General features: G+C 70.0%; 15 protein-coding genes and 3 pseudogenes. 10 read left to right on the top strand and 8 right to left on the bottom strand.

Features of this window, described 5'->3' with window-relative positions; translation table 11 throughout:
* Positions 1-11 precede the first annotated feature (11 nt).
* The 3 genes from ACOQFR_RS02115 to ACOQFR_RS02105 all read right to left on the bottom strand — a co-directional run bounded on the left by ACOQFR_RS02115 (position 12) and on the right by ACOQFR_RS02105 (position 6115).
* Positions 12-2627: an ATP-binding protein gene (locus ACOQFR_RS02115; RefSeq protein WP_421378006.1), complete on the bottom strand. Its 2616-nt coding sequence runs from the start codon at positions 2625-2627 to the stop codon at positions 12-14.
* Position 2628: 1 nt separating this feature from the next.
* Positions 2629-5397 carry an EAL domain-containing protein gene (locus ACOQFR_RS02110; protein WP_421378004.1) on the bottom strand — a complete coding sequence of 923 codons (2769 nt, stop codon included), beginning with the start codon at positions 5395-5397 and terminating at the stop codon, positions 2629-2631.
* A gap of 118 nt (positions 5398-5515) precedes the next feature.
* A complete protein-coding gene (locus ACOQFR_RS02105; RefSeq protein WP_421378002.1) occupies positions 5516-6115 on the bottom strand; it encodes a DUF4126 domain-containing protein in 600 nt (199 codons plus the stop codon).
* 105 nt (positions 6116-6220) lie between these two features.
* Between ACOQFR_RS02105 and ACOQFR_RS02100 the strand changes: the two genes are divergently transcribed.
* The 6 genes from ACOQFR_RS02100 to ACOQFR_RS02075 all read left to right on the top strand — a co-directional run bounded on the left by ACOQFR_RS02100 (position 6221) and on the right by ACOQFR_RS02075 (position 10066).
* On the top strand, positions 6221-6952 hold the full coding sequence (locus ACOQFR_RS02100) for a DUF6776 family protein (protein ID WP_421377999.1): 732 nt from the start codon (positions 6221-6223) through the stop codon (positions 6950-6952).
* 1 nt (position 6953) lies between these two features.
* Positions 6954-7400: a bactofilin family protein gene (locus ACOQFR_RS02095; RefSeq protein ID WP_421377997.1), complete on the top strand. Its 447-nt coding sequence runs from the start codon at positions 6954-6956 to the stop codon at positions 7398-7400.
* Positions 7401-7432: 32 nt separating this feature from the next.
* Complete coding sequence (erpA, locus tag ACOQFR_RS02090; protein WP_421377995.1) at positions 7433-7792, top strand: iron-sulfur cluster insertion protein ErpA; 360 nt, start codon at positions 7433-7435, stop codon at positions 7790-7792.
* A 10-nt stretch (positions 7793-7802) separates the two neighbouring features.
* Positions 7803-8714 carry an NAD(+) diphosphatase gene (gene nudC / locus ACOQFR_RS02085; RefSeq protein ID WP_421377993.1) on the top strand — a complete coding sequence of 304 codons (912 nt, stop codon included), beginning with the start codon at positions 7803-7805 and terminating at the stop codon, positions 8712-8714.
* A gap of 38 nt (positions 8715-8752) precedes the next feature.
* Positions 8753-9634, top strand: coding sequence for a hypothetical protein (locus ACOQFR_RS02080; protein WP_421377991.1), 882 nt, complete (start codon positions 8753-8755; stop codon positions 9632-9634).
* Between the two features lie 198 nt (positions 9635-9832).
* Entirely contained in the window at positions 9833-10066 is a 234-nt protein-coding gene (locus ACOQFR_RS02075) for a hypothetical protein (RefSeq protein ID WP_421377989.1), read from the top strand.
* Between the two features lie 164 nt (positions 10067-10230).
* Here the strand turns inward: ACOQFR_RS02075 and ACOQFR_RS02070 are convergent, their stop codons facing one another.
* From ACOQFR_RS02070 to ACOQFR_RS02055, 4 genes and pseudogenes are all read right to left on the bottom strand, one after another.
* Positions 10231-12120, bottom strand: a complete 1890-nt coding sequence (locus tag ACOQFR_RS02070) for an MFS transporter (RefSeq protein ID WP_421377987.1) — start codon at positions 12118-12120, stop codon at positions 10231-10233.
* 159 nt (positions 12121-12279) lie between these two features.
* Positions 12280-16101, bottom strand: a pseudogene (locus tag ACOQFR_RS02065) (putative Ig domain-containing protein); the annotation flags it as partial.
* Between the two features lie 36 nt (positions 16102-16137).
* Positions 16138-18543: pseudogene (locus tag ACOQFR_RS02060) on the bottom strand (beta strand repeat-containing protein); the annotation flags it as partial.
* A 33-nt stretch (positions 18544-18576) separates the two neighbouring features.
* Positions 18577-18825: pseudogene (locus ACOQFR_RS02055) on the bottom strand (putative Ig domain-containing protein); the annotation flags it as partial.
* Between the two features lie 654 nt (positions 18826-19479).
* On the opposite strand from ACOQFR_RS02055, the gene ACOQFR_RS02050 reads away from it, so the two are divergent.
* From ACOQFR_RS02050 to ACOQFR_RS02035, 4 genes are all read left to right on the top strand, one after another.
* Positions 19480-20007 carry a phage tail protein gene (locus ACOQFR_RS02050; RefSeq protein ID WP_421377985.1) on the top strand — a complete coding sequence of 176 codons (528 nt, stop codon included), beginning with the start codon at positions 19480-19482 and terminating at the stop codon, positions 20005-20007.
* A 72-nt stretch (positions 20008-20079) separates the two neighbouring features.
* Positions 20080-20610, top strand: a complete 531-nt coding sequence (locus tag ACOQFR_RS02045; protein WP_421377983.1) for a phage tail protein — start codon at positions 20080-20082, stop codon at positions 20608-20610.
* A gap of 71 nt (positions 20611-20681) precedes the next feature.
* A complete protein-coding gene (locus tag ACOQFR_RS02040; RefSeq protein WP_421377981.1) occupies positions 20682-21224 on the top strand; it encodes a phage tail protein in 543 nt (180 codons plus the stop codon).
* A complete protein-coding gene (locus ACOQFR_RS02035) occupies positions 21224-21787 on the top strand; it encodes a GNAT family N-acetyltransferase (RefSeq protein WP_421377979.1) in 564 nt (187 codons plus the stop codon). Before ACOQFR_RS02040 ends, ACOQFR_RS02035 begins: the two co-directional genes overlap by 1 nt.
* Here ACOQFR_RS02035 and ACOQFR_RS02030 read toward each other — a convergent pair.
* Positions 21780-22070, bottom strand: a complete 291-nt coding sequence (locus ACOQFR_RS02030; protein WP_421377977.1) for a DUF6916 family protein — start codon at positions 22068-22070, stop codon at positions 21780-21782. The two genes, ACOQFR_RS02035 and ACOQFR_RS02030, sit on opposite strands and share 8 nt — an antisense overlap.
* Positions 22071-22080 lie beyond the last annotated feature (10 nt).

Raw genomic sequence — 22080 nt, 5'->3', positions numbered from 1 at the left:
CTTCTCCGGGTTCAGGCCTTTAGCAGGGCCTGCAGGGCCACGGACGCGCGGCGGAATTCGGATTCGAGTACGGCCACGGCCACGGCGGGGCGGGGCAGCACGCCCTGGCGGGCACCCAGCTCGATGCGCTTGGCGGCGGCGGACAGGGCCATGGCGCCTAGGTTGGCCGCGGCTGACTTCAGCGTGTGGGCCGGGTTGACCATCTGCGACATGTCGCCCGCGGTGGCGGCGGCTTCCAGCGCGCGCACGTGCGTGGGCGCGTCCTCCAGGAACAGGCGCACCAGGCTCAGGTATTCGTTGCCCATCACGGCACGCAGTTCTTCCACCACTTCATTGGCCAGCACCGGCGGCGGCGCCACCGGGGCATCGGCGCGGTGCTCGGCGGAGTAGGGCTCGGGAGCGGCGGGAGTCGCGAAGGCGGCCGGCGCGGGCGGCATCGCCGCGGCCGGACGCAACAGCGGGCTGGGTGCGGGCGCCGGCGCCGGGGCAGTTGGACGCGGCGGGAACGGCACCGTGGGTCGCGGCGCCATCGCCGGCGGCAGCGTGGGGCGCGGCTCCTGCACCGGCGGTGCCGGACGTGGCGCGGGTGAAGGTGCCGGGGCGGCGGGTCGTGCCAACGGCGCGGGCGAAGCCGGCTGCAGCGATGGCGTGGCCGCCACGCGCGGTGGCGACACGCCCGCGGACGGCGCTGCGGCGATGCCCGCGTCCGCGGTGGCCTTGTTCTGCAGCCAGCGCGCAATGGTCGCCTCGAGCAGGCGGCGATCCACCGGCTTGGAGAGGTAATCGTCCATGCCCGCATCCAGGCACTTCTGCCGGTCGCCGGCCATCGCATTGGCGGTCATCGCGATGATCGGCAGCCGCGGCAGGTTGTGCGCCAGTTCGTGCTGGCGCCACTCCAGCGACGCAGTGTAACCGTCTTTCACCGGCATCTGGCAGTCCATCAGCACCAGGTCCAGGTTGCCCTGCACCATGCGCTCGAGCGCCTTCTCGCCGTTGTCGGCGGTTTCGCATTGCAGGCCCAGCAGGCCGACCAGGCGCTGCGCCACCATCAGGTTCACCGGGTTGTCCTCGACCAGCAGCACGCGGCCGCGCAGGCGTCCCGCGCGCGCGGTGTTGCCATCGGCAGCGACATCGTCCATCAGCACGCGCTCGGGCATGGCGGGCTCGGTTTCTTCGATCTTCGGCGTGTTGGGCGTGGCCAGGAAGGTGCTGAGCGAACTGCGCAGTTCGTTGCCGCCGATGGTGCGCGACAGCAGCAGCGCGTTCGGGCCCTGGGTGAGCTCGGCGGCCACGGCTTCCTCGCCCTGCAGGTAGGCCACGCGCAGGTCTTCCAGCTCGGGGGTGCGGCGCAGGTTGCGGTGCAGGGCGATGGCGGTGCTGCGCACGCTGTTGAGGTCCACCAGCAGCAGGTCGAAGCTCCAGGAGCTGCCGCGGTTGAGGGTGGCGCGCAGCTTGGTCAGCGCGTCCTGGGTGGTTTCGGTCTGGCTGAGCGTGGCGCCCCAGCCCGGCGCCGACTGGCCCAGGCGCTGGCGCAGGCCGGCGTCGGTGCTCAGCAGCAGGATGCGGGCGCCGTTGAGGTCGCTGCGCTGGCCCTGGATGTCGCCGGCCGCCTTGGTCAGCGGCACCTCGAACCAGAAGGTCGAGCCGCGGCCGGGCTCGGACTCCACGCCGATGCTGCCGCCCATCAGGTCCACGATGCGCTTGCAGATCACCAGGCCCAGGCCGGTGCCGCCGTACAGCCGCGTGGTCGAGGCGTCGGCCTGGCTGAAGGCGCGGAACAGCAGCGCGTCCTTGGCAATGCCGATGCCGGTGTCGACCACTTCGAAGCGCAGCTCGTGCTGCGCGCGCGATTCGCCGCGCCGGGTGACGTTGAGCTGCACCGAGCCGCGCTCGGTGAACTTCACCGCGTTGCTGAGCAGGTTGGTCAGGATCTGGCGCAGGCGCACCGGGTCGCCGCGCACCGCCAGGCGCACGGCCGGATCCACGCTCAGGGTGAGGCGCAGTCCCTTGCTCTCGGCCGGCTTTTCCATCAGGCGGATCACCGAGTCCAGCAGTTCGCGCAGGTTGAAGCTGGTGGTCTCCAGCGCGACCTTGTTGGCCTCGAGTTTGGAATAGTCGAGGATGTCGTCGACGATGCGCTGCATCTGCCGCGCCGACGTGTACGCCGTGCGCACGATGTCGAGCTGATCGGGCTGCAGGCGCGAGCTCATCAGCAGGTCCAGCATCGGGATGATGCCGTTGAGCGGCGTGCGGATCTCGTGGCTCATCGTGGCCAGGAACTCGCCCTTGGCCATCATCGCCGACTCGGCGGCCTGCTTGGCCTCGGTCAGCTCGCGCTCCAGGCGCCGGTGCAGGGCCAGCTCTTCCTGCAGCGCGTTCACCTCGCGGGTCTGTTCGCCGGTCTGCTGCGCAGCGTGCTGCAGCGCGCGGTTTCGCAGGTGGAAGGCGCGCCAGAAGCCGGCAATGCCGGCCACCGCCAGCAGCGCCGCGATCAGCGCCAGCGACTGCCAAAGCCAGTTGTCGCTGAAATGTCCCATCGCCGCGGCGGCAGCGGCACCCGCGGCGCCGGCGATGGCCAGCCACCGGACGATCAGCGCGTCGTTGGGCTTGGGCATCTCCGGCAGCATGTCAGAGCACCGCCTGCTGGAAGTCGAACTCCATGTCACGCTCGGCCTGTTGCACCAGGTTGCCCTGGATGAAGTCGATGCCGCTCATCCACAGCGTGGCCGCGGCCTGCGCGTCCTCCACGCCGTGGCCGATCACTTCCAGGCCGCGGCGGTGCGCGCGGTCGATCAGCACCTTGAGCTCGTCGCGCAGCGCGGGTGTGAGCGAGTTGGTGGTGTACTTGCGCGCCAGCTTCACGAAGCCCAGCGGCAGCTGGTCGAGCAGGTTCTCGGCATGCTGGCCTGCCTCGAACTGGCTCAGGCAGAACTGCACGCCATCGGCCACCATCGCGTCGCAGAACTGGCGCACGGTGCCGGCATGGATGGCGGCATCTTCCAGCCGCAGCTCCATCACCACGGCGGTGCCCGGCACGTCGTGCGCCACCAGTTCGGACTTGAGCCAGGTGGCCTGGCCCGGGTCGGCCAGCGTGAGCGCACTCTGGGTGATGAACAGGCGCAGCGGCCGGCCGTCGGCGCGGCGGTCGCGGATCAGCTTCAGCGAGGCCTGCAGCACCCAGCGGTCGATGTCGAGGATGAAGTCGCCGCGCTCGGCAAGCGGGATCACCTCGGCGGCCGGGATCAGCTTGCCGCTGGCGTCGCGCAGGCGCAGCAGCACCTGGTACTGCGAGTCGTCGCTGCCGGCCACCGCCACCACCGGCTGGTAGAGCAGCTCCAGGCTGTTGAGCGCGATCGCCTCGCGGATGCTGTTGACCAGCGCGGCCTCGCGCACGGCTTCGGTCGGCTTGACCGGCTCGTAGCGCTTGATGCCCTTCTCGCTGGTGCGCGCCTCGCGCGCCATGCGCTCGGCGGCGTTGAGCAGGTCGCCGGCCTCGCCGAAGGGATGCCGTAGCGAGCAGATGCCCACCGACACGCGCAGCCGCAGCGGATGCCCCTGCACGTTGAACGGATGCTGCACCAGGGCGCCGCGCAGCTGCGCCGCCAGCGCTTCCAGGCCGGCCTCGTCGCGCTCGCGGTCCAGGATCAGGTAGCTGCCGTCGCCGAAGCGCGCGGCCGGCGTCGGTTCGGCGCGTTCGCCCAGCAGTTTGCCCACGCCGGCCAGCAGCTGCTCCAGCGCGGTCAGGCCCAGGCGGTCGCGCAGCAGGTTCACGCTTTCGATTTCCAGGAACAGCACGCCGCCGGCGCTGCGCTCGGCCGAATCGGCCAGCAGGTACTCGAGGTTTTCCAGCAGCTCGCTGCGCGGATACAGGCCGGTCTGCGCGTTCTTGCCGCCGCGGCGCGCGCGCCGGGCCTCCAGCGCACGATGGCGGGTGACGCGATTCTGCACCGCGGCGATCAGGTGCTTGGGCCGCACCGGCTTGGAAATGAAGTCGTCGCCGCCGGCCTCGAGCGCGTCGAAGTGGCGGTCCTGGTCCACTTCGCCCGACAGGAACACAATGGGCGTGTGCAGGAAGGGCTCCTGGTCGCGGATCAGCACGGTCAGCTCGATGCCGTTGGCGTGCGGCATGTGCAGGTCCATCAGGATCAGGTCGGGCAGGAACTGGTGCAGGGACTGCAGCACGTCCAGCGCCTCGAGCACCACGCGGGTTTCCATGCCGGCGTTGCGCAGGATGCTTTCGGCGAACATGGCCTGGTTGCGGTCGTCCTCGACGATCAGCACGCGGTAGGGCGCATCGCTGCCGGGATTGAGCAGCAGCGACAGGCGCTTGAGCACGTCGGCGGCGCCGTTGGGTTCCACCACCAGGGCATCCACGCCGGCGCGGCGCGCGGTGAGGCGCAGGTTGATGTCGTCGGCCTGCGACAGCGCCACCAGCAGCAGGGCCTGCTGGCTGCGCTCGCGCGCCTCGCGCACGGTCTGGCCGATGGCTTCGAGCTGGTCGCTGAAATGCGCGTCCACCAGCGTGAGGTGTGCGGGAATCGCGCCCAGCAGTTCGGTCAGTTCCTCGGCCGATTCCAGCAGCTCCACCTCGTAGCCCAGGGCTTCCATGCGCTGGTCGAGTTCCAGCGACAGCGGATCGTGGTGGGTGAGGTGGTAAACCCGGATGCCGGCGACCACCGGCGGCGGATTGGGCGTGGACTCGTTCATGGCGGTAACCCTGGGGCGGGGCGTGGCCGGCGGTGCCGCAGCCGGTGCCAGCGACGGAGCAGGTGCAGGCGGGGAAGGGGGTGCGGGAGCGGGCCGCGGCGGTTCGGCGATGCGGGCCGGCACGGTGTCGCGCGGAACGTAGGGATCCAGCGCGGCCGGGGCCTCGTCGAACACCATCGGCGCGTAGCTGCCCGCTTCACCGGCATAGGCCACTTCGGCCTCGGGCGCGGGAGCCGCGGCCACGCGGTCGGCCACGGGCGCGTCATCGCCCCAGCGGCGCCAGTAATTGGCGGGCGGTGTTTCGGCGCGGCCGCCGTGGTCCACCTGGCGGGTGACCGGCGCATCGGGCGCGGCGGCGTCGGAGTTCATCGGCACGGCCGCGCCGATGTCCTCGACCAGGTGCCACAGGCGTTCGCCCAGGCCCGGATCGGGCAGGGCCTGCTGTTCCAGGGTGTCGCCCAGCAGCGTCTGCATCAGTGCGAAGTGGCCGCTGGCCGCGTCCAGGCCGTGGCGGCCGCAGGCGTCGCCAAGGAAACGCGCGTCGTCGTGCATCAGCGACAGGCCGTTGATGTCCCAGCCATCCTGCAGGAAACGGTGCAGCCGGCGGCCGATCACTTCCACCCGGCGCGGCAGCAGGCGCAGGAATGCGTGGCGGTGTTCGGCGAGTCTGGACTCGTCGTGCGGATTCATCGCGGGGCCCCCGGTTGGCCTTGGATTATGCCCCCCGGGGCGGCGGCTGTCAGGGTGCCGCACGGCAGGGGCCACGGCGAGCGCCGCGGCGCGTGTGCAGCCGACAGCGAGGACGCGGTCAGGCGGGCTTCGCGCCGGCCGGCAGGCGCAGCGCGGCCGCGCGGCGGAACAGCCAGCGCGCCACCACGAACACCACTAGCGCGATCAGCGCCAGCATGCCCAGCAGCACGCCCAGCGCGATGAAGGGATGCGTGAACACCAGGGCCATCGCGCCGACGGCGGCCGCGTCCTCGCCCGCCGAGGCGGTCCAGTTCGACATCGGCTCGGGCGAGGCATTGATCATCGCCCGCGTGCCCGACTTCACCAGGTGCGTGGCCAGGGCTGCGCCCGCGCCAAGGGTGAGCGCACCTGCGCCCAGCTGGCCGTCGTCGGACAGCGTGGCCGCGGCCAGGAAGGCGCCGGCCGGCACCCGGGCCAGCGTCTGCAGCAGGTCCCAGCCCGAGTCCACGCCGGGAATCTTGTCGGCCGAGAACTCGACCAGGGCCAGCGCGCCCGCAGTTCCCAGCACCCAGGGCGAGGTCGTGACGGCCAGCGCCGAAGGCAGCTCGACCCAGCCCATCAGGCCGGCCAGGCCGACCCCGAACACCGTGAAATAGGCCCGCACGCCGGCCAGGCAGGCCAGGGCAAGTCCCAGGGCGAAAACGTGGGCTTCGGTCATCTTGCACTCCCGGAGGGTGACGCAGTTCACAGTATAGTGACGCCGCGCCTTGACGCTGGCTGAGCATCGGGGCCTGATGCCTATCCCCCCGATGCACCCCATCTTATGAGTTCGCCCGCGCCCGACAAGCCCCGCTTCGTCATCGTCCCGCACCGCCCGCATGTGCGGGTGCTGCTGGCGCTGGGCCTGGGGCTGTGGCTGCTGAGCCTGGTGGCCGTGGGCTACTGGGCCTCGAGCCGGGCCGCGCCGGGCCTGGCCAAGGCGCGCGCCGAACTGGCGCTCACGGCCAAGCGGGCCACCGAGGCCGAAGCCCTGGTCAAGCAGCTCAAGCAGCGCGTCGCTACCCTGGGCCGCAGCGACCAGATCAGCCGCAGCGCCAACACCGAACTGCAGGCCAGCCTGGCCGAGCGCGAAGAGGAAGTGTCCGGCCTGCGCGCCGACGTCGCCTTCTACGAGCGCCTGGTCGGCGCCACCGGCCAGCGTCGCGGCCTGAGCGTGCACGAGGCCTTCTTCACGCCGGAAGAAGGCGGCACGTGGCGCTACACGATCACCCTGACCCAGAACCTCAACCGCGGCGCCATCAGCAAGGGCGAAGCGCGGGTGTCGGTGGAGGGCGTGAGTGGAGGTCGCCTGCGCAGCCTGCGCTGGGACGACCTGGTGCAGAAGCCGGGCGCACCCGGCCAGCCGTTTTCGTTCCGCTATTTCCAGCAGCTCGAAGGCAGCGTGGTGCTGCCCGAGGGCTTCACCCCCCAACGCGTCCGGGTGCAGCTGCGCTCGGACGGCAGCACCGTGGACCAGGCCTTTCCCTGGCAGGCCGAAGCGCCACGAGGAGAATGAGATGTTCGGCAACGACAAGCACAAATCCCCCCGCGGCGGCCATGCCGTCGAAACCCTGATCGGCCCGCACGCGGTGATCCGCGGCGACATCGCCTTCTCCGGCGGCCTGTACGTGGAAGGCACCATCCACGGCAAGGTCACCGCCGAAGACGGCACGGCGGCAGTGATCACCATCGCCGACAATGGCCATATCGAAGGTGAGGTTCGCGCGCCGGTGGTGGTGATCAATGGCCGCATGACCGGCGACGTGCATGCCGGCGAGCGCATCGAGCTGGCCGCGCATGCGCGGGTGTCGGGCAACGTGCACTACAAGGTGGTCGAGATGGCCGCGGGTGCGGTCATCACCGGCCGCCTGATCCATGCCGATGCGCCGATGGCCCAGCTCACCGGGCCCGAACCGGCCGTGGTGGCCCGGCTCAAGACCAAGGCCGAGGCGCAGGAAGCTTGAATACGGCCGCGCCAGCGCCCATCTTGGCAGGCATGGATCCCACGCCCAGCTACCAGACCCTCGATGCCCCGCTCGAGTTCACCGCCGCCGCGGCCGCCAAGGTCGCGTCCCTGATCGCCGAAGAGGGCAATCCGGGGCTGAAGCTTCGTGTCTACATCAGCGGTGGCGGCTGCTCGGGCTTCCAGTACGGCTTCGAGTTCGACGAGCAGCAGGGCGAGGACGACCTGGCCCTGCAGCGCGACGGCGTCACCCTGCTGGTGGATCCGCTGAGCCTGCAGTACCTGATGGGTGCCGAGGTGGACTACCGCGAAAGCCTGCAGGGCGCGCAGTTCGTGATCCGCAACCCCAACGCCAAGACCACCTGCGGCTGCGGCAGCAGCTTCTCGGCCTGAGCCCCCGCGCTTGGGCGCCACGCCTCCCGGCTACGCTTTCCGCGGTCCGGGCCTGGACCGGTCCGAGCTGCTGCGCGAACGCCCCGACGACCTGCGCGCGCGTTGGGCCAACGCCCGCGTGATGGTGGTGGACGCCGACGGCCACGCCCGCTTCGGCGGCACGGCCGACGCCCCCGAATTCCCCACCGGGGCCCAGCTGCTGTCCGAGCTGCCCGAGGCGGCGAGTTTCCTGGGCATGTCCGACGACGGAGCCTGGTTCGCGCTGGCGCACGAAGCGGTTCCCGATGCGCTGCCCGGCAAGCTCGACCTGCGCAGCGCCGCCCACCAGTGGCCGGCGCTGGAGGCCGCGGCCCTGGCCGAGGCGCGCTCGCTGCTGTTCTGGCAGCAGCGCAATCGCTTCTGCGGCGGCTGCGGCCATGCGCTGGGCCTGTGCAAGGGCGGCTGGTGCTGCCGCTGCGGCAACTGCGGCCTGGAACATTACCCGCGCACCGACCCGGCCATCATCGTCGCGGTCAGCGATGGCCCGCGCCTGCTGCTGGGCCGCCAGGCGAGCTGGCCCGCGAAACGTTTCTCGGTGCTGGCGGGCTTCGTCGAGCCGGGCGAGTCGCTGGAGCAGGCGGTCTCGCGCGAGGTGATGGAGGAGGCCGGCGTGCCGGTGCTCGAATGCACCTACGCCGCGTCGCAGCCCTGGCCGTTTCCGGCCGCGCTGATGATCGGCTTCCATGCCCAGGGCCTGCCGCTGGATCCGGTGGTGGGCGACGAACTGGAGCAGGCGCGCTGGTTCACGCTGGGCCAGATCGAGGCAGAAATCGCCGCCGGCACGCTGCTGCTGTCGCCCAGGCTGTCGATCGCACGCTGGCTGATCGACGACTGGATGGAACGCACCCGCGCCGCGCAGGACGCGCCCCCGCCCGGACTGTGAGCTTCTGGCCGCGGCGGATTCGGGGATAGAATCGGGCCATGTCCGCCGCGCTCATCGCCGTCGTCGTTTCACTGTTGCTGGGGCACCTGGTGCCGTCGCTGCCGCTGCTGCGGCGCTACGACTGGTTCATCGGCTGGCTGCACTGGCTGGGTCGTCAGACCGTCGGCGGTGAATGGCCCAACCGCATCGGCCTGCTGATCGCCGTCGGCCTGCCGCTGCTGGCCGTGGGCGCGGCGCAGTACCTGATCGACGACCTCTGGTACGGGCTGCCGGCCTTCTTGTTCGCACTGCTGGTGCTGCTCTACACCTGGGGCCCGCGCGACCTCAACCTGGACGTGGAAGCGGTGATCGACGCGCGTGACCCCGAGGCGCGCCGCGCCGCCGCGGTGGCGCTGTTCCCCGAAGGCGGCGAGCCGGTGGTGGAAGGCCCGACCCTGGTGGCGTCGGTGTTCCGCTGTGCACTGTGGCGCTGGTTCGGCGTGCTGTTCTGGTTCCTGGTGGCGGGCGCCGTGGGCGCGCTGGGCTACCGCCTGATCGCGCTGTGCGCGCAGGGCGAGGCGCGCCGCAGCCTGCCGGCGGGCCAGCAGGGCATCGCGCGCACGGCGCTGGCCGTGCTGAACTGGCCGGTGGCGCAGCTGATGACCTTCGCGCTGGCCCTGGCCGCCGACTTCGACCGCGTGCTTAGCGCCTGGCGCGACTGGCACGCGCAGGGCATGCGCCTGGACCTGGGTTTCCTCGACGCCGCCGCCCGCGCGTCGGTCGCCAGCGAACTGGCCGAAGAAGACGCCTACGCCGTCGATGGCCCCGCGCAGGCGCCGGACCTGCTGGAACTGCGCGACGCCATGAGCCTGGTGTGGCGCATCCTGCTGCTGTGGCTCGGCGTGCTGGCGCTGTTCGTGCTGGCGGGCTGGGCGACCTGAGGACTCAGAGCTTTTCTGCCGCGGATAAAATCTGAAGACGAGCAATCAACGTGGATAAAGCATCAGGAGAAATTTTTGCGGGTTGCCCGCAGCATCCCCATCTTTCTGTTGCGCTACTGCTCTATCCGCGTGTTTTTGATTTCAGATCAGATTTTATCCGCGTCAAAAATCACCCACTCCACCCACCCCGGAGCCCCCATGTCCACGAGTTCGTCCACCTGCCCGGAATGCCAGGGCCAGCGCGTCTACCGCCAGGGCGGCATCAGCGCCGGCGGCGGCTACGCGCCCAACTACCTGGCCAAGCTGGGCTCGATGTGGCGCGCCCCGAAGTTCACCATCGCCGTCTGCGCCGACTGCGGGCTCACCCGTTTCTACGCCTCGCCCGAAGCGCGCGCGAAACTCGGCGACAATTCGGCGTGGCGGCGGGGGTGAAAAGCGGTTGGACGCGGATAAAATCTGAAAGGCACGCGGATAAAGCAAAAACAGGAAGGGGTGCCGTGGCTCCCCAGGTGGGGTAACGCACTGTCGCCTGACTGACCTTCTTTGCTCTATCCGCGTGTCTTTTAGATTTTATCCGCGTCAAAAAAACACCCCGATCAGGCCCGGTCCCCGCGCAGCTGCCGCACGGTGGCCTCAAGCGCCTCGGCGGTGGCGGTGGCGCCGGGCACGGGCGGGGCGGCGACGACTTCGATGTGGGCGCGGAAGCGTCGCGGCAGGCGCAGGCGGCGCATGCGCGAGCCCTGGCGGCTCCACATGCTGTCCCACATGCCCTTGAGCGCCATCGGCACCACTGGCACGGCGCGGCGTTCCAAGATCTTTTCGACGCCGCCCTTGAAGGCCGCGATCTGGCCGTCCTTGGTCAGGGCGCCCTCCGGGAAGATGCACACCAGCTCGCCGTCGGCCAGCGCCGCGTCAACCTCGTCGAAGGCCTTCTGCATCAGCTCGGGGTCTTCGCGCGCGCCGGCGATGGGAATGGCCTTGGCAGTCCGGAAGATCCAGCTCATCACCGGGATCTGGAAAATCTTGTAGTACATGACGAAGCGGATCGGGCGCGGCACCGAGGCGCTGATGATCAGCGCGTCCATGTAGCTGACGTGGTTGCACACCAGCAGGGCCGGGCCGTCGTCGGGCACGTGCTCCTCGACGCCTTCGGTGCGCACGCGGTAGAGCGTGCGCACGTACAGCCAGGCCAGGAAACGCATGAAGAATTCGGGAACGATGCTGAAGATCCACAGCGTGACCAGCGCGTTCGCTACGGCAAGCGCCAGGAACACCTCCGGGATGGACCAGCCCAGGAATCGCTGCACCGCGATGCCAACGCCGGCCGCCAGAACGATGAACAAAGCATTCTGGATGTTGACGCCAGCGATCACCCGCGAAAGTTCGCCGCGCGGCGTGCGGCTCTGAACCAGCGCGAACAGCGGCACGATGAAGAGACCGGCGAACAGGCCGATCAAGGTGAGGTCCGCCATGATCCGGAAGCTGCCGGCGCTGGCGACGAACGCGCCGATGTCCAGACCGGAGACCGGCGCGGCGCCTGGCCTTGCGAAGTAGAGATCGGCGCAGAATACGGTGATGCCCAGGGCACCCATCGGCACCAGCCCGATCTCCACCGTGCGGCCCGAGAGTTTTTCGCACAGCAGCGAGCCGATACCGGTGCCGATCGAGAACAAAACAAAGGCGAACAGGTACAGCGACTGCGAACCGCCGAGGTTCACCACGGCATAGGTCGGTAGCTGCGCGGTAAGTACCGTGCCGACGAACCAGAACCACGATATGCCGAGGATGGCATTGCGAACCGCGGGCTGCTTGCGCGACAGGCGGATGACGTTGATCGACTCCGGGATCGGATTCCAGCGCACCTTCAGCTCGGGCACCGTCGACGGCACTGGAGGCACGGCGCGGCTGACCAGGTTGCCAAGCACGGCCAACGCAATCACGGTACCGCCCGCGACCCATAGTGCCGAAGGCGCCGACGTTTCCTGAATCAACAGCCCGCCGCAGATCATGCCCAGGAGGATGAACATGGACGTTCCCGTCTCGACCAGGCCGTTGCCGCCCGTGAGCTCCTCGGGCTTGAGAACGTGCGGCAGGATCGAATACTTCACGGGTCCGAACAGCGTGGACTGCACGCCAGTGGCGAACAGTGCGACCAGCAGGATGGTCAGGTTCTGCGTCACGAACCCGACCGCCGCCACGGACATGATCACGATCTCCATCATCGTTGTGATGCGGATCAGGCGCGCCTTGTCGAGCTTCTCGGCAATCTGCCCCGCCGTCGCCGAGAACAGGAAGTAGGGAAGGATGAACAGCGCCGGCGCGAGGTTCGCATACAGCGTGCGCTCTTCCTGGCTGGCGCCCATGTAGAACAGCAGGCCGATGATGGCCTGCCGGTAGACGTTGTCGTTGAACGCGCCCAGCGATTGCGTCGCGAAGTAGGGCAGGAAGCGGCGCTGCCTGAGCAGGTCGAACTGGTTGTGGGCCATGGATCCCCCGGAAGCGATGCCCGGAGCCTACCAGCGGGCACTTGCTCCGACTAGCGCGGGTGGCGGCTTGGCGTCATGCGTGACGCCAGCGCCGGCCGCGAAGGCAAAAAAAGAGGGGCCGGTCACCCGGCCCCTCCGATAGTCCAACGTGGCCGCAGATCAGAACTGCTTCTGCACGTTCACCCCGAAGCCGTTGTCGGTCTGCCCGCTGTCGCCGACCTGGCCGCGGTACTCCACGCCCCAGCTCCAGCCGCTGTCGAGGTCGAACAGGGCGCCGAGGCCCACCACGAAGCGGTTGTTGTCGAAGTCCGTCGCCGACAGCCCGAACACCGGGCCACCGATCAGGTCGGCGTAGCGCACCAGGGCGTCGGACCGACCGCTGAAGTCGTGCTGGTACTCCATGCGCAGCTGCGGCGTGAAGCGGCCCCAGTCACGCTCGAGCTGCCAGTCGATGCGCAGGCCGAGGTTGCCGGTGGTGGTGTCCACGTCCATCGCGCCGTAGCTGAGCGCGTAGATCGGATCGCCGGTCTCGGTGTACGGATCGAGCTCGGCCTTGGCCACCTCGAAGCGGGCGTAGGGCGTGAACAGCATCGTGTCGCGCACGATGTCCATGCCCACCGACACCGAGGCGAACCACTGGTCGCCGTCGCGCTGGCCGTTGACCAGGTTGCCGTTGGCCGTCACGTAGCGGCGCAGGTCGTAGTCGATCTGCTGGAAGCCCAGCAGCGAGTCCACGAACACGCGGCCCGGGTGGTAGCTCGAGTACAGCGCCACCGTGCGGGCATCGCCATCCACGCGGCTGCCGCGGTCGCCGACGGCGTTTTCGTCCTTGCCGTAGCCGATGCCGCCGCCGATCACCCAGTCCGCGCTGAGGCGGTAGTCGAGGCCGGCGCTGAGGCCATCGGTCTCGAAGTCGATGTCGGCACCGCCGTTGCGGCCGTCCTGGCTGCCCGAGCGGATCATGCCGCCGATCCAGCTGCCCATCGGGCCGCCTTCGCCGGCGTCACCGGTGGCCTGGTTGGTCATGGACGAACCCGCCGCCCCGTTGCCGCCCCGGAAGCCGTTGGTCTGCGGGTTGCACGGATCCACGCTGCGGCCCACCAGCGGCTCGATGCACGGGCGGTCGAGCGCGAAGCTCAGCCCGTTCGCGAACCCGCCCTGGCCGCCGTCGTGCAGCTGCTCGAGCCGGCGCTGGAAGTTGTTGATCTGGCCGGTGGCAAAGCGGCGGGTCGACTCGACCTGCGCGTCCACCAGGCCACGCACTTCCTCGTCCTGCGACGGATCCGGGCGCGGCTGCACGGTGATGGTCACCGTGGCCTCGGCCGAGGTGGTGAAGGCGTTGGACAGCGTGTAGCGCACCACCGCGGTTCCGGCGAAGGCCGGGGCCGGGGTGAAGGTGAGCACGTAGCTGCCGCCCGCGCCCGCGGCCACCGAGGTCGTGCCCGAGCCCGCCGGGCTCAGCGCCACCACGTTGGCACCGGTGAACGGACCACCTGCGGCGCCGCTGGTCAGCACCACCTGCACCGGCGTGGCCGGCAGCGTGGTCGCCGTCAGGTTGGTCGGCACCGGCAGCGGGTTCACCGTCACCGTCACCGTGGCCGGGGCCGAGCTGCCGCCCGGGCCGGACGCGATGTAGGTGAAGCTGACGGTCGGCGAGGCGACGGTCGGCGCCGTGTAGGTGATGTCCAGCCCCGACACCACCGCCGTGCCCTGTGCCGGCGGCGTGGCGATGCTTATGCTGGTGATGGGCGCGATGCTGACATCGTTGGCCGTCACCGGGATGGTCACCGACTGGCCGGCCAGCACCACCGCGGTGTCGTTGCTCGCCACCGGCGGCGCGAACACGATCTCGAGGGTGTAGGCCTGCGAAACGGTGGCGGCGGTGCCGGCCGTGCTGTCGGTGGCGGTGATGGTGGCGTTGAACGTGCCCTGCGTGGTCGGCGTGCCGCTGAGCGTGCCGGTGGCCGAGAGGCTCAGGCCGCCCGGCAGTGCGCCGGCGGTGACCGCGTAGCTGTAGGGCGCGATGCCGCCGCTGGTGGACAGCGTCTGGCTGTAGGCCACGCCCACCGTGCCCGAGGGCAGGGTGGCCGGAGTCAGCGTCAGCGCCGGCACCGCGATCACCACGGTGTAGGCGCGGGTGCCGCTCTGGCCGTTGGCATCGGTGGCGGTGACGCTGAAGCCGAAGCTGCCGCTTTCGGTCGGCGTACCGCTGAGCGCACCGCCCGTCGACAGGCTCAGGCCGGTCGGCAGGGTGCCCGCGCTGACCGCGAACGTGTACGGGCCTACGGCGCCGCTGGCCGAGATCGTTTCCGCGTAGGCCTGGCCGGCGGTGCCGTCGGGCAGCGCGGTCGGCGCGACCACGATGCTCGGGGCCGGCACGTCCAGCGTGTAGTTCTGCGCGATCGAGAACGGCGCACCTGCGCCGGTGAGTCCGGTGTCGGTGGCGGTGACGGTGATCGCGTAGCTGCCCGGCACGGTCGGCGTGCCCGACAGCGTGTTGCCGCTGAAGCTCACGCCCGCCGGCAGCGTGCCGGTGAGCGCGTAGCTGTACGGACCCGGGCTGCCGCCGGCGGTGAAGGCCTGCGAGTAGGCCGCACCATAAGGCGCGGTCAGCGTGCCGGCCGCCGGCGTCAGCGTCAGCACCGGCGCATCCACCACCAGGGTGTAGGCGCGGGCACCGGTCTGGCCATTGGCGTCGGTGGCGGTGATCGTCACGTTGAAGGTGCCGACCTGGGTAGCCGTGCCCGAAATCGTGTCACCGCTGAAGCTCAAGCCCGTCGGCAGGCTGCCTGCCGTGATCGCGAAGCCATACGGGCCCACGCCGCCGCTGGCGCTGACGGTCTGCGAGTAGGCAGTGCCTGCCACCGGATCCGGCAGCGTGGCCGGATCGACCACGATGGTCGGTGCCGGCACGTCCAGCGTGTAGTTCTGCGCGATCGAGAACGGCGCGCCGACACCCGTGAGCCCGGTATCGGTGGCGGTGACGGTGATCGCGTAGCTGCCCGGTACGGTCGGCGTGCCCGACAGCGTGTTGCCGCTGAAGCTCACGCCCGCCGGCAGCGTGCCGGTGAGCGCATAGCTGTACGGACCCGGGCTGCCGCCGGCGGTGAAGGCCTGCGAGTAGGCCGCACCATAAGGCGCGGTCAGCGTGCCGGCCGCCGGCGTCAGCGTCAGCACTGGCGCATCCACCACCAGGGTGTAGGCGCGGGCACCGGTCTGGCCATTGGCATCGGTGGCGGTGATCGTCACGTTGAAGGTGCCGACCTGGGTGGCCGTGCCCGAAACCGTATCGCCGCTGAAACTCAGACCCGCGGGCAGACTGCCTGCCGTGATCGCGAAGCCATACGGGCCCACGCCGCCGCTGGCGCTGACGGTCTGCGAGTAGGCAGTGCCGGCCACCGGATCCGGCAGCGTGGCCGGATTGACCACGATGGTCGGGGCCGGCACGTTGATGGTGTAGTTCTGCGCGACGGTGAACGGCGCGCCGGCACCGGTGGAACCGGTGTCGGTAGCGGTGATCGTGAAGCTGTAGCTGCCCGGCGCCGTCGGCGTGCCCGACACCGTGTTGCCGCTGAATGCCACGCCCGGAGGCAGCGAGCCGGTCTGCACATACGTGTAGGGACCGATGCCACCGCTGGCGGTGAAGGCCTGCGAGTACGCCGCGCCGTAGGGCGCGGTGAAGGTGCCGGACGCCGGCGCCAGCGACAGGCCCGGACCCGCGACCGTCAGCGTGAACGGCTGGCCGACGGTGAACGGACCATTGCCCGTGCTGCTGTCGGTGGCCGAGGCGTTGAGGTTGAAGCTGCCCGCCTGGGTCGGCGTGCCCGACACGGTGACGCTGGTGGCGGTGGTGCCCGAGATGGACACGCCCGCCGGCAGGTTGGTGACCTGGAAGCCGCTGTACGGCGCCGCGCCACCCGACCAGGTAAAGGTCTGCGTGTACGGCGTGCCCACCGTGGCCGCGAAGCCGCCGCTGGCCGTGACCGTGATCACCGGGTCGCTCACCGTCACCGACACCAGGGCCGAGCCCGATGCGCCGCCGGAGTTGGTGGCGATGTAGGTGAAGCTGTCGGCGCCGGCGTAGCCCGGATTGGGCTGATAGGTGATGGTGGTGCCGGCGGTGACCGCGCTGCCGTTGCTGGCCGCCGAGCCGATCACCGACGTTGCCGCGCCGCCGCTGAGGTTGAGCGGCACCGGCGTCGGGCCGGCGTTGTAGGGCACGGTGATGGACACCGGTCCGGCGATCGGGGGCACGTCAACGATCTCGATCGTGTAGGCCTGCGTGGCCGTGTACGGCCCGGTGCCCGTGCTGCTGTCGGTGGCGGTGAGACTGAAGTTGAAGGTACCCAGCGCCGACGGCGTCCCGGAGATCAGGCCCGAGGCGGGATTGACCGAGAGGCCGCCCGGCAGCGCACCCGCGGTGACCGCATAGGAATACGGCGACGTGCCGCCGGAGGCCGCCGTGACCGGCGCCGAATACGCCGCGCCGAGCGTGCCGTCGGCCAGCGTGGTGGCCGGCAGCGAAACGGTCGGCGGTGCGATGACCACCGTGTAGGCGCGGCTGCCCGCGAACGGACCCGGGGCCCCGCTGCTGTCGGTGGCGGTGACGGTGAAGTTGAACGTGCCGCCCGCGGTGGGCGTTCCGGACAGCGTGCCGCCCGGTGCCAGCGTCAGTCCGGCCGGCACTGCGCCGGCGGTCACCGCGAAGGTATAGGGTGCGGTTCCGCCCGCGGCGGTGAACACCTGCGAATACGCGGCCGCGACCGTGCCGTTGGACGCGGTGACCGGATTGACGGTGACCGGCACGTCGTCATTGGTGATGGTGCCTACGCCGCGGGTGTCGGCGATGCTGGCGTTGCTGGCGCCGCTGAGGTCGACGTTGAAGGTTTCGTTCGCCTCGGGCACGGTATCGCCGGTCACGAAGACGGAGACGGCCAGCGCCGTCTGGCCGGCGGTGAACAGCAGCCCGCCGCTGAGGGAGGTGTAATCCCCCGGCGCCACCGCGGTGCCATCGGAGGTGGCGTAGTTCACGGTGACGTTCTGGCCGCTGGGCGCGCTGAGCGTGACCGTGAAGTTGGCGTTGACCGTGCCCGCGTTGCCTTCGGTGACGGTGACGTCGTTGATGCTCAGCGACGGCTGCGGATCGTCATTGACGATCGTGCCCACGCCCTGGCCGTCGGAGACCAGCGCGCCGACCACGTTGGTGACATTGGCGAAGAAGGACTCGTTGTTCTCGTTGAGCGTGTCGCCGTTCACCAGCACGGTGAAGCTGTAGGTGCTGCTGCCGGCCGGGATGGTCTGGCCGGTGAGGCTGTTGGCCACGTAGTCGATGCCTGCGGTGGCGGTGCCGTTGGCGGTGGCGATGTCGAACGTGACGCCGCCGGCGCCGGCCGGGGCCGTCAGGCTGACGGTAAAGGTGGCGTTGCTGGTGCCGGCATTGCCTTCGCTGATCGAGACGTCGTTGATGTTCAGCGAGGGCAGGTCGTCGTTGGTGATCGTGCCGGTCGCCGAGGCCGGCGCGCCGACGACGTAGTTGGCGCCTGCCGCCAGGGTCAGGATCACGGTCTCGTCGGGTTCGGTGGTGGAGTCCGCGGTTGGATTCACCGTCACGGTGGCGGTGGTGTTGCCGGCGGCGATGTTCACCGGCGAGGTCACGGCGGCATAGTCGGTGCCGGAGGTGGCGGTGCCGCCGACGGTGTAGTTGACCGACAGGGCCACCGGGGACGGCTGGTCGAGGGTGAAGGTGTAGACCAGGTTGGGCGCGCCGTCCTCATTGACGCTGGCCGGGGCCACGGCCACCGATACCACCGGCACGTCGTCGTTGGCGATGGTGCCGGTGGCGCTGGACGTGGCGCCGATCGTGTAACCGCTGCCCGAGGCCAGGGTGACGGTGGCCGTTTCATTCGGCTCGACCGTGGTGTCGCCGGTGGGGTCCAGGGTGAGCGTGCCGGTGGTCGCACCGGCCAGGATCGTCACCGAAGCGGCGGCGCCGGTGTAATCGACGCCGGACGTGGCGGTGCCCGACAGGGTGAGGTTCACCGTGGTGTTGGCCGCCACGGGCGTGCTGCTGGTGACGGTGTAGACCAGGTTGTCGGGGCCATTCTCGGCAACGCTGGCCGGATTCACCGCAATGGTCATGCTGGGCAGTGCGGTGACATTGATGGTCAGCGGCACCAGGGTGAAGAAGTTGCAGCCCGGGCAGGTCGGGTCGGTGGTGCTGTCATCCACCACCAGCACGACGTTGGAGCTGCCGGAAGTCGCCGGCGTACCGGTCAGCAGGCCCGAGGAAGACAGCGAGACGCCGCCCGGCAGGGCGCCGCTGCTGATGGAGAAACTGTAGGGCGCCGTGCCGCCCAGGCCGGTGAGCTGCTGGTTGGCAGGCACGCCGACGCCCAGGGTGGTGGGCGAGGGGCTGACGGTCATCACCGGCGCCGCGATCGTGCCGCCGTAGGTCTTGAGGGTGAAGGCGCCGGTCGAATCTTCGGCGCGGACGGTGAAGGTGAAGGGGGTGCGCTGGGTGGGCGTGCCGGAGATCGTCGCGCCGGCCAGGGTCAGGCCCGCCGGCAGCGTGCCGGAGTCCAGGGTGAAGGTGTAGGGCGCGGTACCGCCGCTGGCGCTGAGCGTCTGGCTGAAGGGCACGCCGACCTGCAGGGCGATGGCCGCCGGCGCCACCACGATCGGGGACGTGGGCGCCGAGATCGTCATCACCACGCGCACGCGGCCGCCGTTCTCGTCGAAGAATTCGAAGAAGTCGCTGGTGGTGGCCGACCCGTCGTGGGTGTAGGTCACGAAGATGTCGTAGTCCGCCGGCGGCGTGAACAGCTCGCCCAGCACGGCGGTGCCGTTGGCCGGCGGGAAGGGCACGGGGCCCACGCCGGGGCCGAAGAAATCCAGGCAGTCGTTGAGGTCGATTTGCACCGAGCCGCCATTGGCCACGGTGGCGCTCTGCTGGGGGCAGAGCAGCGACGTGTGCTGGGCGGAGGCGGGGCTGGTCCAACCCAGGCCGGCGATGATCAGCAGGACGAGGGCGACGACGTGCATCAGCCCGCCACGGACGATGGATTGAGCTTGCATGGTGCGATTTCCCCTGGAGACGACGGCGAGAGGCCACGGACCTTCAGGACGCGGCCGGCAACGGGGTCAACGCAGTCCCCCCCGTCCAGCGGCCAGATTAATCTCGGGCTGGGGGCCGCGCCAGCGGCAGCGCAGCAATGCCGCGCGTGGCCGGGTTCGCGTGCCCATCCCGTTGCGCCATCGGATGCTTGAATTGGCCCGGCCGTGCCGGCAAAGTGCCCGGAGGGGCGACAGGGCATTCAGGCCGGTCCGCGCAACGCGGCAGCAGGCACAGGGGAACGCAGGATGAGCGAACATTTTCTTGCCCAGATCATGATGGTCGGCTTCACCTTTGCGCCAAAAGGGTTCGCGCTATGCAACGGCCAGCTGCTGCCGATCGCCCAGAACCAGGCGCTGTTTTCCCTGCTCGGCACCCAGTTCGGCGGCAACGGCGTGACGAATTTCGCCCTGCCCGACCTGCGCAGCCGCACGCCGCTGGGGGCGGTGTCATCGACCGACGCGGTCTGGCAGCCGGTTCCGCCCACGATTGGCGAGCGCGGCGGCACCGAGAATGTCACGCTGCTGACCACCCAGATTCCGAGTCACACGCACTCGGTCGCGGCGTCGACGGTGGCCGGGACGACGCGGAATCCAAGCAATGCCATCTTCGGCAGCACCGGCGAGGCGCTGCATGCCGCGCCCGGCGGCCTGGTGCCGCTGGCCAACAACACCATCGGTTTCGGGGGCGGCAGCCAGCCGCATCCCAACCTGCAGCCCTACACGGCCATCAACTTCTGCATCGCCCTGACGGGCATCTTCCCGTCGCGCAACTGAGCACCCGCAGATGCACGGCTGCGCCAGCGGCATGATTCGGCACGGCAACCCTGACCTTCGGAGCCTGGTCCCATGAGCACCCCCTATATCGGCGAGATCCGGATGTTCGGCTTCAGCCGCGTGCCCACCGGCTGGGTACCCTGCGATGGCAGGCTGCTGTCCATCGCCGAGTACGAAGTGCTGTTCGTGCTGATCGGCACCACCTACGGCGGCGACGGCCAGAACACGTTCGCGGTGCCCGACCTGCGCGGACGCGTGCCGGTGCATACCGGCCAGGGTCCGGGGCTGTCCGTTTACGTGCTGGGTCAGCAGGCCGGCACCGAGACCGTGACCCTGACCGCCGCGCAGATGCCGCTGCACCAGCATCCCGCCTCCGCCACGTCCGCGGCGGCCAGCACCGGCACGCCGGGCAACAGCGTGGTGCCCGGCACGGTGGCCAACCAGACCATGTACGCCACCAACCTCACCGGCGCGACGCCCTTCACCCAGTCGGCCTCGGCCATCACGCCGTCGGGCGGGTCGCAGCCGCACGAGAACTGCATGCCCACCCTCACGGTGCAGTACTGCATTGCCTGGGCCGGCATCTTCCCCAGCCAGAACTGACCCCATGCCAGGCTCGGGCCCGTGCCCCGGCCCAACCCACGCCAAGCCCGCAGCCCGGGAGGAAATGCTCCATGTCCAGCCCCTACATCGGTGAGATCCAGCTCTTCGGATTCAACTTTGCTCCCCGCAGCTGGGCCTTCTGCAGCGGCGCCGCGATTCCCATCGTCCAGAACACCGCGCTGTTTGCGCTGCTGGGCACCCAGTACGGCGGCAACGGCACCACCACCTTCCGCTTGCCCAACTTCAGCGCACGGGCCGCCAGCCAGCAGGGCCAGGGGCCTGGCCTGACGCCGCGGACCATCGGCGAGACGTTTGGCCAGGCCGCGGTCACGCTCACGGCGAACGAGATTCCGTCGCACACCCATCCCTTCGTGCTGTATGCGCAGAACGATGCCAGCAAGCGCGCCGGCGCGCCGGCCAGCGGCAGCGGCCTGTCGGTGTCGTCGCTGGCCACGGCCCGCAGCTTCCTGCCCGGCGGCGCACCCAACACCAGCTTCGCGCCGGGCATGGTGTCGCCGTTCTTCGGCGGCTCCCAGCCCCATTCCAACCAGCAGCCCTACCTGGGCGTGAACTTCTGCATCGCGCTGCAGGGCGTCTTCCCGTCGTTCAACTGATGCCGCCAGCGGGACTGGCCGCGTTCCCACCGTGGCGGCGCGACCCGCCGACGGCGCCGGCGCGGCTCGCGGAACTGGGCTACCGACTGCGTCCCGCCCGTGACGAAGACCTGCCCCGGCTGGCCGAGCTCTACGCCGACAGCCGCGCCGACGAACTGGCCGTGATGCCCTGGCCCGAAGCGGCCAAGCGCAGCTTCCTGGCGCAGCAGTTCGCGCTGCAGCACAGCCACTACCTGCAGCACTACGCCGATGCCGACTTCCTGGTGATCCAGCACGGCGGCGAAGTGCAGGGCCGCTATTACCTGCAGCGTGCGGCGCCCGACCATCTGGTGGTGGACATCTCGCTGTTTGCCGCGCATCGCGGGCGGGGGCTGGGCCAGGCGCTGCTGGCCGCCTCGCAGCACGAGGCAGGCGCGCTGGGTCGCGGCATGGCGCTGCACGTGTACCGCGGCAATCCGCGCGCGCAGGCGCTTTACGAAAGGCTGGGCTTTGTCGTGTGCGACAGCACCGACACCCACCACCGCATGCACTGGTCCGGCGAGCCAGTGCCTGCGGTCAGTTGAAGATCGCCTGGTAGAGGAAGCCCTCGCGCTCGCGCGCGACCGGCACCAGGAACAGGTCGAAATGGCCCACGCGGTCATGCCGCATGCGATAGATCTGCTGCGGGAACAGCAGCGCCGAGCCATTGCGGAACAGCAGCGAGAACGGCGCGCGCGCCGCCTTAGGCGGGCCGGGCGGCAGCGGCCGGGCATCGACCAGCACGAACTCGATCTCGCCCTCGCGCAGGGCCGCGTGGAAGGTTTCGTTCACGCAGCCGGAAAAGTGGTCAAGCGTCAGCAGCTCCATGCGCGGTCGG

This window comes from Arenimonas sp. MALMAid1274 (assembly GCF_049195245.1).
Lineage (GTDB): Bacteria > Pseudomonadota > Gammaproteobacteria > Xanthomonadales > Xanthomonadaceae > Arenimonas.
This window is presented reverse-complemented; position numbering and strand designations above follow the sequence as displayed.